This is a genomic window from Thermodesulfobacteriota bacterium, assembly GCA_040756475.1.
Classification (GTDB): Bacteria; Desulfobacterota; Deferrisomatia; order Deferrisomatales; family JACRMM01; genus JBFLZB01.
In genome coordinates this window covers 12,767-27,629 of the sequence record JBFLZB010000046.1, presented here as the reverse complement: position 1 = coordinate 27,629, position 14,863 = coordinate 12,767, and the positions used below count along the sequence as shown (strand labels likewise).

Here is a 14,863-nt window from a genome sequence, read left to right as displayed (position 1 = left end):
TCCCCTTGCAGGGCCAGCAGGTGGCCCAGGTGGTAGGAGGGCTCGGCGGAGTCCTTCATGAGGCCGCGGGCCCGGGTGAGGAGCTCCTCTGCCTCGTTCAGGGAGTTCTCCCGGCCGGCGGCCGCCGGGTGCGTCCGCGCGATCCCCAGATGGAGCGCATACTCGCCTTCCTCGGGATTGGCGTCCAGGGCCTTGCGAAACGCTTCGGCCGCCTCGTCCCAGGCGCGGCGCCGCAAGAGCCCCCGCCCCTGCTGAAAGAGCCCCTCGGCCGCGAGAATGCGCGAGCCGTCGGAGACCTCTTCCTCGAGCCCCTCCTGGATGAACTTCAGGTACTCCCTGCGCCTGGGCTCGGTCTTGAGAGCCTCGTAGGCGGCCTGGATGGCGTGGAAGGTCTCGGAGTGGATCTGGTGGAGCTCGGGGGGGTCCTGGGAGCCGAGCATGTCGGGGTGCACGTCCTTGGCCCGGTGCAGGTAGCTCTCCCGCACCTTCTCGTCCGTGGCGTCCAGGGGTACCTCCAGCACCTGGAAGTAGTTGCGGGACCGGAAGGCATCGAGCCGGTGGCGGGCCCGGCGCACCCGCTCCAGGTCCGCCGGATCGAGCCCCCACGAGGCGTCGCTCCCGCTTGCGCGCGACAGGGTGAGGTAGCCGCGCAGCAGCAGGTAGTAGAGGAAACGCACCTCCGCTTCCCCCCGGGCCTCCGCCAGGATCTCCCCGAGGCTGTGTCCCCGCATGCGCCGCAGCAGGCGCAGGAATTGGACGTCGTCCTTCTCCAGGGGAACCTCGGCGGCCAGCTCGAACAGGTCCCCCTCGGGCAGCAGGCCGAGCTCCGCCCGGGGCGCGAGCGTCGCGCTCAGGCGCTCGAAGGGCACCCGGGAGCGCACGCCCTCCCACAACACCCGGTGGGCTTCCAGAGGCTGCCCCGGGATGCGCGCCGGCGGGTCCTGGTAGGGGGACACCCGGAACTCGCCCCCCTCCCAGGTGAAGACCTCCATGACCTTCTCGGTCACGTTTTCCCGAACGGCTTCGAAGAGCTCCTTGGGGTCGATGAGTCCCCGGGCGATCAGGAACTCGCCGAGCTTCTTCTTGGTCTGGAGCATCGCCTCGATGCCCTCCCGGTACGCCTCCTCTTCCACGGCGCCCCGGTCCAGGAGGTGCCGCCCCAGGGTCTCGCGCATCTGGTTGGACAGGGCGAAGACGATCTCCCCGTCCTGCAGGAAGACCACCTTCTTGACCCGGCCCCACTGCAAGTTGAGGCAACCGGTGGTCTTGTGGAACGCCAGGTCCTGAAGGAGCAGGGGGAAGTCGACCGTGGAGAGGCTCCCCCGGGTGAGGATGTCGGAAGGAGCAAAGGGAGTAACGGCCACGGAGGCCGCGGGCGCCTGGGCATCCACCAGGAGCGCCGCCAGCCGCTCCCGCAAGGCGTCGAGCTGGAAGGGCTTCTTCAGGAAATCCAGCGCCCCCAGCTCGTCCACGGCCTCGGTGCGGATGTCGGCCCCCCGGTAGACGGCGCTCATCACGAACACGGGCACGTCCTTGCCCCCCCGGGCGCCGCGGATGCGGCGCAGCAGGTGGAGGCCGCCCCGCCGGGGCAGCAGCACGTCGATGAAGACCAGGTCCGGCCCCAGCTCGAGGAACCGCTGGAACCCCTGATCGTCCCGAGACGCCTCGTGGACTTCCACGTCGAACTCGCTGAGGACCGCCGCCAGGAGCTGACGGGTTCCCGGATCGTCTTCCACCACGAGGACCCGCTTCTTCACGCCCCGCCTCCCCGGAGGATGTCGTCGCACACGGCGCTCACGTTGCGCCGATGGCGCTCCAGCTCTCGCACCATTGCCTCCCCTCCCCCCTGTGTCTGCGTATACCCCAGACCCCGGGCGAGATCCCCAAGGGGACCGGCCTGCCGGGGCAGCACGTCGGTGGGCCGCTCCTGCACGATCCGCAGCCGGGCCTCCACCCGGCGCAGAAATCGGTACCCTTCCCCCAGGGCTGCCCCGTCCTCATCGGCCAAATGGCCCCCGTGCTTCAGGCCCTCGAGGGCGGCCGGGATGTTTGGGGTCCGGAGCGCCTCGTCCTTCCAGCCGTGCAGAAGCTGGAGAGCCTGCACGGCAAACGTCACGTCCACAAGTCCACCGGGGCCGGCCTTGAGGTCGATGGTCCCGCCTTCCTCCCGGCACACCTCCGCCCGCATCCGGTCCCTCATCCGCCCAAGCTCCGAGCGGGGATCCGCGGCCGGCGGATCCTGGTACAGGAGCCGGTCCACCACCGACCGGGCCTCCCGGCCCAGTCCCGGGTCGCCGGCGACGGGCCGCAGGCGGATCAGGGCCTGGCGCTCCCAGGTCTGCCCTCCCCCGCCCCGGTGATACGCTTCGAAGGAAGGCAGCGAGGTCACCAGGGGGCCAGCCCGGCCGGAGGGCCGCAGGCGCGCATCCATCCGAAACGCGATGCCCTCGCGGGTCCTGGCCGAGAGCAGGCTCATCACCCGTTGGGCGAGCCGCGCGGCATACTCCGCCGCGGCGAGGCGAGAAGGGCCCGACGACGCCTCCTCGCCCCAGCCATCGTAGACGAAGATCACATCGAGGTCCGAGTGGTAGTCGAGCTCGGCGCCGCCGAGCTTGCCCAGCCCGAGCACGGCGAAGCGAACGGGACCACCCCCGGCCTGCCCCGGGGGCCCGTACTTTCGGGCCAGTTGCTCCCGGGCCTCCCGGCATGCCGCCTCGAGGCACGCCTGCGCCACCAGGGTCACCTGCGCTCCGGCCTCCTCGGGGCCGAGCGCGCCGTACAGGTCGTTCCAGGCGATGCGCAGAAACTCCGCGTTGCGAAACCTGCGCAGGGCGTCGAGCCGCTCCTCCTCGTCCCGGGCCCCCGCCAGGGCCTCCCCGAGCTCTGCCTCCAGCCGCTCCAAGGACTTGTCCCGCACCGCGTAGCTACCGAGCACCAGCTCGTCCAGGAGTTCGGGATGCCCCACCAGATAGCGGGAGAGAAACCCGCTCGTGCCAAACAGGGTCACCAGGAGGCGAGCCGTCGCCGGGTTGCCCTCCAGCAGCGAGAGATACCCCTCCCGAGCCCCCGAGGCCGCGAGGAACTCCCCCAGCCACAACAGGGCCTGGTCCGGGTCGGGGCACTGGCGGGCTGCCTCGAGCAGCGCCGGCGCCACCCGTCCGAGCAGGCGCCTGGCTCGGGCCGTGGCGCGGGGGCCAGGCGGCCCGCTTCGCAGGAGCGACAGCGCCGCCAGGGCCTTCCCGGGGTTTCGAAAACCCGCCTTCTCCAGGACCGCCGAGGCTCGGGGGTCGTCCGGGGCCAGAGCCAGGAGCTCCCGCGCTTCCCGGGCTCCGGGCTCCTCTTCTGCCCCCCCGTGGCCGCCGTGGACCACCCTGCCGTAGGCCCCGTGCACCCGGCTCCGCACCCCGTCGAGGGCCTCGAGAAAGGGTCCCACGGGCTCGCCCCCGCCGAAACCCTGGCGCCGCGCCACCACGCGAAGCTCCTCCGGGGCGGAGGGCAGGCGGTGGGTCCGGAGCAAGTGGAGGGACTGGACGGCGTGCTCCAGCGTTCGCAGAAACCGGTAGCAGCCCGCCAGATCCTCGGCCACGGCCCCCTCCAGCACGCCCGCGCGGGCGAGAAGGCCAAGTCCCTCCAGGGTATTGGGTTCGCGCACCCGGGGAAGCCGGCCTCCGTGCACCAGTTGGAGCGTCTGGACGAAGAACTCCAGCTCCCGGATACCTCCCCTGCCCAGCTTGAGGTCCGCGTCACCCCCCGACCGGCGACCCGAGCTCTCGGCGATCCGCTGCTTCATCTCCGCCAGATCCTCGACGGTGGTGTAGTCGAGGCTGCGGCGATACACGAACGGCTCTACCTCGGCGAGAAACCGCCTCCCCACCTCCAGGTCCCCGGCGATGGGCCGGGCCCGCATCAGCGCGGCGCGCTCCCACGTCTGCCCCCAGCACAGGTAGTAGCCTGCGGCGTCGTCGAGGGGCTGGGCCAGCGGGCCGCTGCGGCCCTCGGGGCGCAAATCCAGGTCCACCCGAAAGACGAGCCCATCCCCGGTCACCCGGCCCAGCGCCTCCACGGCCAGGCGGACCAGGCGAGAGAAGAAGGTGCGCGCGTCGAGCCGGCCCCCCGGTCCGCCCGTCGTCTCGCCGCGCCCGATGCGGTACAGGAAGAGGAGATCCACGTCGGAGGACAGGTTGAGCTCGCTGCCCCCGAGCTTGCCCATCCCGAGCACGCAGGAACGGTTGGGCTCGCCCCCGGGCCCCAGGGGCACCCCGTGGCGTGCGCACAGCCGAGCCCACGACCAGGCCAGCGCCGCCTCCACCGCCGCCTCGGCCAGGGCGCTCATCTCCCGGGCCGTCACCGCAACGGGCGCCAAGGCCAGCGCCTCGCGGGAAATCACGCGCAGCATCTCGCTTCGCCGCACGCGCCGCAAGCGGCGGAAGAACGCCTCGGGGGTTTCCGGCTCGCCGGCGGGAGCCGCCAGGCGAGCCAGGTATCGAGGCCGATCCAGCTCCGCCGCGAGCGCGGGGTCCGTGAAGACCTGGCCCAGGCAGGGCTCCGCGCACAGCCAACTGCCCGCGACCCGGGAGGAGCCCAGCACCCGGGTGAGCCGGGAAAGACCGGCGGGGTCCCAATCCTCCAGGGGCACCCCCTGCTCCCGCAACCGTCGCAGCCCGAGCTCGGCCCAGGCGGGGCTCGGAGCCGCGGCGAGGCCCTCTCGAGCCCCCGCAGGCCAGTGAGTGCTCATGTTTCTGGAATCGCCGTCCGATGATACCGTATGATGTCGCCTCCCCGGGAGGGGGCCAGACTATAGCCCGCCCCCCGGGGGCGTCAACGCTCTCGCACACCGCGCCGGGTTCTCACATCAGCCATGCCCGATCCTGCTCGCGTGCTCCTCCTGAGCGCCGATCCTTCCCTTGCCCCCGAGCTGGGGGCGCTAGTCCGGGCTGCGGGCGGCGAGCTGGGTGCCCTGCCCGCCCCGGACGCACCCCGGCCTGCCCAAGGCTGGACCGCGGTCCTGGTGGACGAGCGGACCCTGGGGCTGGAGGCCCTGGCCTGGGCCCAACGGGTGGGGAACGCCACGGCCTGGCTCTCGCCCGAGCCCCGGGGCCAGGCGGCGGCCCGGGCGCACGGTGCGGGCGCCGACGCGGTGCTGGCCCTGCCCCTGTGGGCTCCCGAGGCGCGGGCCGTCCTGGGGCGCCTCCTGGAGCTCTCGTCCCTGCGCACCGCCCTCTCGCGCCACCGCGACCGGGAGGAGAGCTCGGAGGTCCAGGTCCAGGCCTACGCGGCCCAGCTGGAAGCAAGTCAGCAGAACCTTCGGGAGCTGTACGGGGAGCTCGAGGACCACGCCCGGGACCTGCGCGCCCTGCTCGCGGCCCAGCAGGCCCTCATCCCGCTCCAGGCCCCGGGGAAACTCCGGCGCCGCATCGAGGACGCCCTGGGGCTGCTCTTTCCCGGGGCCCGGGTCGAGGTTCGGGTGGCGGCCACCGGGCGGGTCCAGCATCCCCCGCAGGGCGCGGTCGAGGGCGCAGCGGAAGGCTGGACACGGGCCGTGGTAGCCCTCAAGACCGGCTCCCTGAGCCTGGGGGAGCTGGAGGTGTGCGCCGCCCACGGGGCCCCGTACCCCCGCCGCCGGCTCGACCTGCTCCAGGTGTACGCCCGGGAGGCAGCCCTGGCCCTGCACCGCAGCCAGCTCTACCAGGACCTGAGCCTGGGCAAGGCCGAGTGGGAGCGCACCTTCGACACGATCCGCGACTGCATCTCGGTGGTGGGCCCGGACCTGGAGCTGCGCCGCGTAAACCGGGCACTGGCGGAGGCCGTGGGAAAGGCGCCCCAGGATCTGGTGGGCCAACCCTGCTTCCGGGCCCTGTACGGACACGAGGCCCCCTGCCCCGCCTGCCCCGTGCGAGAGGCGCTGGAGACCGGCACGCAGGCACGGGCGCAAACCGAGACCGTGCGGGGATCCCGCGTCTACGACTACCGGGCCTACCCCCTGCGGGGCACCGACGGCCTGGTGTACGCTGCCATCGCCTACGCCCGGGACGTGACCCGGGAAGAGCAGCTCTCCCGCAGCCTGCGGCACTCGGAGAAACTCGTGACCCTGGGGCAGATCGCGGCCGGCATCGCCCACGAGATCAACAATCCCCTGACCGCGGTGTCCTCCTACGCCCAGCTCCTGGCCCTGCGCCTGGGCGACCCCCGGGACGCCGAGAGCGCCCGCCGCATCCAGGAGGGCATCGAGCGGATCCACCGGCTGGTGGAAAACCTCATGAGCTTCGCGCGGCCCTCGGACGACGCCTTCTTCCCCATCGATCTCAACGACATCGTCGCCGACACCCTCTCGTTTAGCCGCTACGAGATCAGCCGGGGCGAGACCGAGCTTCGCGAAGAGCTCGCCCCCCGGCTGCCGCGGGTGCTCGGCTCCAAGGACCAGCTCGAGCACCTTCTCGTGAACCTCCTGACCAACGCCCGCGATGCCGTGGCGGGCCGGGGCACCGTGTGCGTGGCCACCCGGGCCGACGGCCCCCGCGTCTATCTGGAGGTGTCCGACGACGGCGTCGGCATCGCGTCGGCCGTGCGCGATCGCGTCTTCGACCCCTTCTTCACGTCCAAGCCGCCCGGCAAGGGCACCGGGCTCGGCCTGTTCATCGCCGCGGGCATCGCCCGCAAGCACGGGGGGGAGCTCCAGGTGGACAGCGAGCCGGGACGAGGCTCCCGCTTCACCCTCACGCTTCCCGCGTTCACGCCCTAGGAGACCCCATGGAGAGTCCAGCGCCTTCCGACCTGCGCCACCGCATCCTGGTGGCGGACGACGAGGCCGACATCACGACCGTGCTTGGCGACATCCTGGCCGAGCAGGGCTACGCCGTGACCACCGCCGAGAACGGTGCCGAAGCGTGGGAAAGAGCCCGGGGGGAGCCCTTCGACGCCATCATCACCGATCTCAAGATGCCCCGCATGGGAGGCCTGGAGCTCCTGCGCCGCGTGAAGGAAACGGGGTGTCCTTCGGTGGTCATCATCATGACGGGCTTCGCCACGGTGGAGACCGCCATCGAGGCCCTCAAGATCGGGGCCTACGACTACATCCTCAAGCCCTTCAAGGTAAGCGAGCTCCTCCAGGTGGTGGAGCGGGCGCTGGAGAAGGTGCGCCTCGAGGCGGAGAACCTCCAGTTGAAGGAGCAGATCTCGCTCCTGCGACTGAGCGAGGCGGTGGCGTCGAGCCTGTCCCTCGACGAGGTCCTGGGCATCGTGGTCGAAGCAGCCCTCAAGGAGGTCAACGCCGACGGGGTCGAGCTCCTCTTCCGCCCGCCGGGGTCTCCCGACTTCAGCCGCAGGCTCTCCCTGGGCCCCGAGGGCGCCATGCCACCCGTGCTCGCCGACGTGCGCCGGCTCGAGGCCCTTCTCGACGGCTCGCCCCACCTTCAGTTCCAGGGGAACGAGCTCTCGGCGCTCCTGACCGCAACCGTTTCCGACCGGGTGCGCACCCTGCTGAGCGTTCCCCTCAAACGGGGCGGTCAGGTGCTGGGGGTCCTCAACGCGTACTCCCACAAGGTGCGCAAGGCCTTCCTGCCCCGGGAGGAGAAGGCCCTGATGGTCCTGGGAGATCGGGCCGCCACCAGCCTGGAGAACGCGCTGCTCTTCGCCGACCTGAAGAACACCTTTGCCGACACCATCCAGAGCCTGGCCCTGGCCCTGGAGACCAAGGACGCCTACACCCACGGCCACTCGGCCAACGTCACCCGGCTGTGCGGGGCCATGGCCCGCAGGATGGGCCTCGACGGCGCGTCCTGTGCCACCCTCCACAAGGCTGGGGTCCTCCACGACATCGGCAAGATCGGGATCTCGAGCGCCATCCTCAACAAGCCGGGCCGGCTCACCCCCGAGGAGTACGAGATCATCAAGTCCCATCCGCGCATGGGCAAGCGGATCCTGGAGCCGATCAAGTTCCTCGAGGACGTGGTGCCCATCGTGTACCACCACCACGAGCGATGGGACGGCGGCGGCTACCCCGAGGGCCTCTCTGGGGACAAAATTCCCCTGGGCTCCCGGGTCATGCTCGTGGCCGACACCTACGACGCCATGACCTCCAACCGCTCCTACCGCACGGGGATCTCCCACGAGGGCGCCCTGGGCGAGCTCAGGCGGTGTGCGGGAACCCAGTTCGATCCCCAGTGCGTCGCGGCCTTCCTGGAGGCCTACGAGAACCCGCCGGAGCCCGAGTGACCCCCGGTTTCTGGCGGCTGCTCGCCTCGGGCTTCGGCGCGGGCCGGGCTCCGGTGGCCCCGGGGACCGCCGGAACCCTGGTTGCCGTGCCCTTCGCGTGGGGGCTGGCGCAGTTGCCCCCCGTCCTCCACCTGCTCCTCCTCGGCCTGGCGGTGCCCGCCGCCGCCGCGGTCTGCGACCGGGCAGCCCGCCTCGACGGCAGCAAGGACCCGGGGTGGATCGTACTGGACGAAATGGTGGGTTTCTGGGTGGCGGTCGCCCTCCTGCCCCCCCGGCCGATGACGCTCGCGGCCGGATTTGCTTTGTTTCGCCTGTTTGATATAGTGAAGCCCCCTCCAGCCGGGTGGATCGACCGCAATCTTCCGGGAGGCTGGGGCATCCTCCTCGACGACGTGGCGGCGGGCCTGTGGACCCGTCTCGTGCTCGGGGTGCTCCTGTGGCTCTCCGGCCCCTGGGGGGGAGGCTAGCCCAAAATCCGGTCCCCGGCGGCAGACCCCATGGAGCGGCGAGCCGTGTGTGCGCGTCCGCCCTCGTGGTCCTCGAAGCTTCCAGAGGTTTTCGTGACCCTTCCCCCCGAGCAGCGCCTGGCCCGGGCCTTGAGCCGGGGAGGGGGCCCCCTGGCCCTGGCCGAGTCGTGCACCGGGGGCCTGGTGGCCCACCGGGTGACCGAGGTGGCGGGGGCGTCGGCCTACTTCGAGCGGGGGCTCGTGGTGTACTCGAACCGGGCCAAGACCGAGCTTCTGGGGGTACCCGAAGAGCTCCTGGCCGCCCACGGCGCCGTCTCCGAACCCTGCGCCCGAGCGATGCTCGCAGGGCTCTTTGCCCGGACGCCTGCCCGCCTGGCGGCGGCGGTGACCGGCGTCGCCGGTCCCGGCGGCGGCTCGGAGGAAAAGCCCGTGGGGACCGTGTGGGTGGCATGGGGACGGCCCGGGGCCGCCGCAGCACAGCTCCTTCGCCTGTCGGGAACCCGCAGCCAGATCAAGGCGGCGGCCGCCGAGGCCGTGCTGGAGCGCCTGGCCGCGGCGGCGGCCGTGGCCACGGCCATGGAGTGCCCCGCGTGAGCCGGGTACGCTGCTTCGTGGCGGCCGACCTCAGCCCCGAGGCGCGCGACGACCTGGGCAGGCTCCAGGGCCGGCTGCGGGCCCGGGGAGTGGAGTGCCGGTGGGTGACCCCAGCGGCCGTCCACCTCACCTTGAAGTTCCTGGGGGAGGTGGAGCCGGAGACCTTCGGGGCGCTGCGCGAGGCCCTGGAGCGCCCCCTGGGGCTCGGTGGGCCCCTGCAGCTGGCGGCGGCCGGCGTGGGCGCTTTCCCCTCGCCCCAGCGTGCCCGGGTGCTGTGGGCCGGGGTGGACGGGGACGTGGCTCCCCTGGCCCGGGCGGCTCTCGAGGTGGAGGCACGCGCGGAGCCCCTGGGGATAGCCCGGGAAGCCCGTCGGTTTCGCGCCCACCTGACGCTGGGGCGCGCCCGCGGCCCGAGCGGCATCCGGGGCGCGTCCGAAGCGCTGGAGGACGAGGCGCACTACCGGGGGCCGCCCTTCACGGTAGGGGCCCTGGTCCTCTACGAGAGCCGTTTGCGCCCCGGGGGGCCCGAGTACGTGCCCCAGGCAACCATTCCCCTTTAAGGCGAACACCACGGGCGGCGCCCACGCCCACCGACGGGAGGACACCCATGGCAGGGGACCGCGAGCAGGCAGTGCAGCTGGCCATCGGCCAGATCGAGAAGCAGTTCGGCAAGGGCGCCATCATGCGCCTGGGGGCGGGAGGGACGGTCAAGGACATCGAGGTCATCCCTTCGGGCTCCCTCTCCCTGGACATCGCGCTGGGCATCGGGGGTTACCCGAGGGGCCGGGTGATCGAGATCTTCGGCCCCGAGTCCTCCGGCAAGACCACCCTGGCGCTCCACGGCGTGGCCCAGGCCCAGAAGGCCGGGGGCATCGCCGCCTTCGTCGACGCCGAGCACGCCCTGGACGTCTCCTACGCGAAGAAGCTTGGGGTGAACGCCGAGGACCTCCTGGTCTCCCAGCCGGACACCGGCGAGCAGGCCCTGGAGATCACCGAGGTGCTGGTGCGCAGCGGCGCCGTCGACATCGTCGTGGTCGACTCGGTGGCGGCGCTTGTGCCCCGGGCCGAGATCGAAGGCGAGATGGGCGACAGCCACGTGGGGCTCCAGGCCCGACTCATGAGCCAGGCCCTGCGCAAGCTCACCGCCACCATCTCCAAGTCCCACACCCTGGTCATCTTCATCAACCAGATCCGGATGAAGATCGGGGTCATGTTCGGGAACCCCGAGACCACGACCGGCGGCAACGCCCTGAAGTTCTACTCCTCTCTCCGGCTCGACGTGCGCCGGGTGGGGGCCCTGAAGGAGGGGGACCAGTCCGTGGGCAACCGCACCCGGGTCACCGTGGTGAAGAACAAGGTCGCCCCCCCCTTTCGCAAGGCGGAGTTCGACATTCTCTACAACGAGGGCATCAGCGCGGTGGGCGACGTGCTCGACCTGGCGGTGGAGAAGGGCATCGTGGACAAGCGGGGCTCCTGGTACGTGTACGGCGAGACCCGCGTGGGCCAGGGCAGGGAGAACGCCCGAAACTTCCTCAAGGAGAACGCGGACATCCTGGCGGAGCTCGAAGGCAAGGTGCGGGCGGCTTGCGGCCTGGTGCGCCCGGAGGGCCAGGGCGCGCCCGCCCAGGCCTGAGCGCCGGGAATACGACCCGGGGGCTCGCCCCCCGTTCACCCGCCCGAGGGGACAAACTCATGGAGCTCAACGAGATCCTGAAGGCCGCATCCCTGGCCAAGGCCTCCGACATCCACTGCAAGGTGGGGCTGCCCCCGATCTTCCGGCGCGACAGCCAGCTCTATCCCTTCAAGGACGCCGGCCGGCTCACCGCGGAGTGGCTCACCGCCACGGCCCAGACGATGATGACCCCCTCCCAGTCCGAGACTTTCGGCCGCAACCACGAGGTCGACATGGGCTACGGGATCCCCGGCCTCGGGCGGTTCCGCGTCAACGTCTTCCGGCAGCGGGGCACCATCGGCATGGTGTTCCGGGTCATCCCCACCGAGATCAAGTCGATCCAGGACCTCAACCTTCCCAAGGTGGTGGAGGAAATCGCCACGGAGCCCCGGGGGCTCCTGCTGGTCACCGGCACCACGGGCTCGGGCAAGTCCACGACTCTCGCGGCGATGATCGATTTCATCAACCAGCGCAAGACCCAGCACGTCATCACCGTGGAGGACCCCATCGAGTTCCTCCACCGGGACAAGAAGTCCATCATCAACCAGCGCGAGCTCGGGTTCGACACCCTGAGCTTCGCGGGCGCCTTGAAGAGCGCCCTGCGCCAGGACCCCGACGTCATCCTGGTGGGCGAGATGCGCGACTTCGAGACCATCGAGACCGCGCTCGTGGCGGCCGAGACCGGCCACCTGGTGCTCTCCACCCTCCACACGGTGGACGCCGCCGAGACCATCAACCGCATCATCTCGGTCTTTCCCCCCTACCAGCAAAAACAGGTACGCATGCAGCTGGCGAGCATCATCAAGGGCATCGTCTCCCAGCGCCTCGTGCCCCGGGCGGACGGCAAGGGCCGGGTACCCGCCGTGGAGGTCATGGTGGCCACGGCCCGCATCCGCGAGTGCGTAGAGGTACCGGAGAAGACCAAGGAGATCCGCACCGCCATCGCCGAGGGCTTCACCACCTACGGGATGCAGACCTTCGACCAGTCCCTCATGGGCCTGCTCAAGAAGAACCTCATCACGTACAAGGAGGCGCTGCGCCAGTCCTCCAACCCCGACGACTTCGCCCTGAAGATGTCGGGCATCAGCTCCACCAGCGACGCCCGGTACGCGGGGGCCGAAGATGCCGGGGGCGGCCCCGAGGTACAGCGGTTCTAGGGAGGCTTCGCCTCGGCTGTCAGCGGTCGGCTGTCCGCGCTCAGCCGCCCCCTTCGCACACCACCCCGGAAAGGACGTCCATGACGGGCAACGAGATCCGCAAGCGGTTTCTGGACTACTTCGCCTCGCGGGACCACCGGGTCCTGCCGAGCTCGCCCCTGATCCCCCAGAACGATCCCACGCTGCTCTTCACCAACGCGGGGATGGTGCAGTTCAAGGACGTCTTCACCGGCCAGGAGAAGCGCCCCCACGCCCGGGCGGCCACCTGCCAGAAGTGCCTGCGGGTCTCGGGAAAGCACAACGACCTGGAGAACGTGGGGCGCACCGCCCGGCACCACACCTTCTTCGAGATGCTCGGAAACTTCTCGTTTGGCGACTACTTCAAGCGCGACGCCATCCGCTTTGCCTGGGAGTTCCTCACGGGCGACCTGGGGTTGCCCGCCGACCGGCTCTGGGTGACGGTCTACGAGCAGGATGACGAGGCCGCCGCCCTGTGGCAAGCGGAGACCCCGGTGCCCGCGGCGCGCATCGTGCGCTGCGGGGAGAAGGACAACTTCTGGGCCATGGGCGACACGGGCCCCTGCGGACCGTGCAGCGAGATCCACTTCGACCACGGCCCCGGGCGCTACCCCTGCCCCGACCCGGAGCGGTGCAGCCCGGCGTGCGACTGCGACCGGTTCCTGGAGCTCTGGAACCTCGTCTTCATGCAGTTCGAGCGGTCGCCCGGCGGCACCATGACTCCCCTGCCCAAACCCAGCATCGACACCGGGGCGGGCCTGGAGCGCATTACCGCCGTGCTCCAGGGGGTCCACTCCAACTTCGACTCCGACCTCTTCCGGCCCCTCATCGACTTCACCGCCTCCCTGGGCAAGGTGCGCTACGGCGCCGACCCGGACTCCGACGTGAGCCTGCGGGTGGTGGCCGACCACATCCGGGCCGCGGTCTTCCTCATCGGCGACGGCGTGCTCCCCTCCAACGAAGGGCGCGGCTACGTGCTTCGCCGGATCATGCGCCGGGCCATGCGCCACGGGTGGCTCCTGGGGTTCCGGGAACCGTTCTTCCACAAGGTCTCCGGCGTGGTGGTGGACCTCATGGCGGGCAGCTACCCGGAGCTCGCCGACAAGCGGTCCTACGTGGCCAAGGTGATCCTCCACGAGGAGGAGCGGTTCGCCCGCACCCTCGATCGGGGCCTCGAGCTCCTGGAAGACGCCGTGGCGGAGCTCCCGGACGCGGGAGAGCGGGTGCTGCCCGGCTCGGTGGTCTTTCGCCTCTACGACACCTTCGGCTTCCCCGTGGACCTCACCGCCGACATCGTGCGGGACCGGGGCATCCGCCTCGACGAGGAGGGCTTCGAGGCCGAGATGGATGCCCAGCGGGAGAAGGCCCGCAAGGCCTGGAAGGGCTCCGGGGAGGAGGCCCTGGCGGCGGGGTACCGGGAGCTGCGGGAGGCCGGGGTGTCTTCGGCCTTTGCCGGCTACGAGACCCTGGAGACCCGAAGCCCCGTGCTGGCGCTCCTGGTGGGCGGCCACCGGGTGCCGGAGGCCCGGGAGGGGGAGGCCGTGGAGCTCGTGCTGGCCGAGACCCCCTTCTACGGCGAGAGCGGCGGCCAGGTGGGCGACCGGGGAAGCATCGCCGCAGACGGATTCCACGTCCTGGTGGACACGGCGGCGAGGCCCTTTCCCGACCTGATCCTCGCCCGGGGCACCGTCAGCAGGGGCACGGTACGCGAAGGGGACGAGGCCCTGGCCCGGGTCGAGTCGGGAGAGCGCTTTTCCACGGCGCAGAACCACTCGGCCACCCATCTGCTCCAGGCCGCGCTCAAGGACGTTCTCGGCGACCACGTCAAGCAGGCGGGGTCGCTCGTGGCCCCGGACCGGCTGCGCTTCGACTTCACCCACTTCGCTCCCCTGACCCGGGAGGAGCTCCGCGCCGTGGAGCGGCGGGTGAACGCCTGGGTCCAGTCCAACCACCCGGTGGCCGTGACGGAGGAGTCCTTCGACCAGGCGGTCTCCGGGGGCGTCACCGCGCTCTTCGGGGAGAAGTACGGCGACCGGGTGCGGGTGGTGCGCATGGGGGACGTCTCCGCGGAGCTCTGCGGCGGCACCCACGCCGGCCGCACGGGCGACGTGGGGCTCTTCAAGATCCTCTCCGAGACCGGGGTGGCGGCCGGGGTGCGCCGGATCGAGGCCGCCACCGGCGACCGGGCGGCGGCCTACGTGGAGGGGCTGGAAGACCGGCTGGGGGAGGTGGCCGAGCTCACCAAGGGCACCTTGGAGGACGCGCCGGAGCGGGTGCGCCGCCTCCTGGAGCGGGCCCGGGAGCTGGAGCGCGAGCTCACCTCGCTTCGGGGCCAGCTCGCCGGAGGCGCCGCCAGAGACATCCTGGCCTCGGCCCGGGAGGTCAAGGGCGTCAAGGTGCTGGCTGCCCGGGTTCCGGCCCAGGACCCCAAGGCCCTGCGGGAGTTCGCCGACGGCCTGCGCGACCGCCTCGGCTCCGGGGTGCTCGCCCTGGGAGCCGAGGCGGGCGGCAAGGCGCTCCTCCTGGTGGCCGTCACCAAGGACCTCGTGGGGTCCCTCAAGGCCGGCGAGCTCATCCGCCCCCTGGCCGAAGCCGTAGGGGGCAAGGGGGGCGGCCGCCCGGACCTGGCCCAGGCCGGCGGCACCGACCCGTCGCGGCTCGAGGCGGCCCTGGCGGCCTTTGTCACGGAGCTGGAAGCGCGCCTCTGAGCGCCGGCTCTCAGCGCCCGAGAGGGTTTCAGCCGC

The 14,863-nt window shown here is 71.4% G+C and carries 10 protein-coding genes; 8 read left to right on the top strand and 2 right to left on the bottom strand.

Annotated features, from left to right (window positions below):
- Window positions 1-1,757 (bottom strand): DUF4388 domain-containing protein (locus AB1578_08920; protein MEW6488024.1); only part of this gene is annotated, 1,757 nt, incomplete at its 3' end.
- Complete coding sequence (glnE, locus tag AB1578_08915) at window positions 1,754-4,735, bottom strand: bifunctional [glutamate--ammonia ligase]-adenylyl-L-tyrosine phosphorylase/[glutamate--ammonia-ligase] adenylyltransferase (GenBank protein MEW6488023.1); 2,982 nt, start codon at window positions 4,733-4,735, stop codon at window positions 1,754-1,756. The genes AB1578_08920 and glnE, both read right to left, overlap by 4 nt.
- Before the next feature lie 123 nt (window positions 4,736-4,858).
- Between glnE and AB1578_08910 the strand changes: the two genes are divergently transcribed.
- The 8 genes from AB1578_08910 (at window position 4,859) to alaS (ending at window position 14,827) form a co-directional block, all read left to right on the top strand.
- Window positions 4,859-6,739: an ATP-binding protein gene (locus tag AB1578_08910; protein ID MEW6488022.1), complete on the top strand. Its 1,881-nt coding sequence runs from the start codon at window positions 4,859-4,861 to the stop codon at window positions 6,737-6,739.
- An 8-nt stretch (window positions 6,740-6,747) separates the two neighbouring features.
- Window positions 6,748-8,211, top strand: coding sequence for an HD domain-containing phosphohydrolase (locus tag AB1578_08905; GenBank protein MEW6488021.1), 1,464 nt, complete (start codon window positions 6,748-6,750; stop codon window positions 8,209-8,211).
- Entirely contained in the window at window positions 8,208-8,678 is a 471-nt protein-coding gene (locus AB1578_08900; protein MEW6488020.1) for a phosphatidylglycerophosphatase A, read from the top strand. Before AB1578_08905 ends, AB1578_08900 begins: the two co-directional genes overlap by 4 nt.
- A 93-nt stretch (window positions 8,679-8,771) precedes the next feature.
- On the top strand, window positions 8,772-9,272 hold the full coding sequence (locus AB1578_08895; GenBank protein ID MEW6488019.1) for a CinA family protein: 501 nt from the start codon (window positions 8,772-8,774) through the stop codon (window positions 9,270-9,272).
- On the top strand, window positions 9,269-9,832 hold the full coding sequence (gene thpR, locus AB1578_08890) for an RNA 2',3'-cyclic phosphodiesterase (protein ID MEW6488018.1): 564 nt from the start codon (window positions 9,269-9,271) through the stop codon (window positions 9,830-9,832). The genes AB1578_08895 and thpR overlap by 4 nt, the downstream gene beginning before the upstream one ends.
- 47 nt (window positions 9,833-9,879) lie before the next feature.
- Complete coding sequence (recA, locus tag AB1578_08885) at window positions 9,880-10,905, top strand: recombinase RecA (GenBank protein MEW6488017.1); 1,026 nt, start codon at window positions 9,880-9,882, stop codon at window positions 10,903-10,905.
- Between the two features lie 59 nt (window positions 10,906-10,964).
- Window positions 10,965-12,101, top strand: coding sequence for a type IV pilus twitching motility protein PilT (locus AB1578_08880; GenBank protein MEW6488016.1), 1,137 nt, complete (start codon window positions 10,965-10,967; stop codon window positions 12,099-12,101).
- Between the two features lie 80 nt (window positions 12,102-12,181).
- The gene (gene alaS / locus AB1578_08875; protein MEW6488015.1) at window positions 12,182-14,827 is read left to right on the top strand and encodes an alanine--tRNA ligase; all 2,646 of its coding nucleotides are present in this window, start codon (window positions 12,182-12,184) and stop codon (window positions 14,825-14,827) included.
- Window positions 14,828-14,863: the final 36 nt, after the last annotated feature.

Coding starts and splice junctions, on each gene's coding strand:
- glnE (MEW6488023.1), bottom strand. CDS start 4,735: ATGAGCACTCACTGGCCTGCGGGGGCTCGAGAGGGCCTCGCCGCGGCT.
- AB1578_08910 (MEW6488022.1), top strand. CDS start 4,859: ATGCCCGATCCTGCTCGCGTGCTCCTCCTGAGCGCCGATCCTTCCCTT.
- AB1578_08905 (MEW6488021.1), top strand. CDS start 6,748: ATGGAGAGTCCAGCGCCTTCCGACCTGCGCCACCGCATCCTGGTGGCG.
- recA (MEW6488017.1), top strand. CDS start 9,880: ATGGCAGGGGACCGCGAGCAGGCAGTGCAGCTGGCCATCGGCCAGATC.
- AB1578_08880 (MEW6488016.1), top strand. CDS start 10,965: ATGGAGCTCAACGAGATCCTGAAGGCCGCATCCCTGGCCAAGGCCTCC.
- alaS (MEW6488015.1), top strand. CDS start 12,182: ATGACGGGCAACGAGATCCGCAAGCGGTTTCTGGACTACTTCGCCTCG.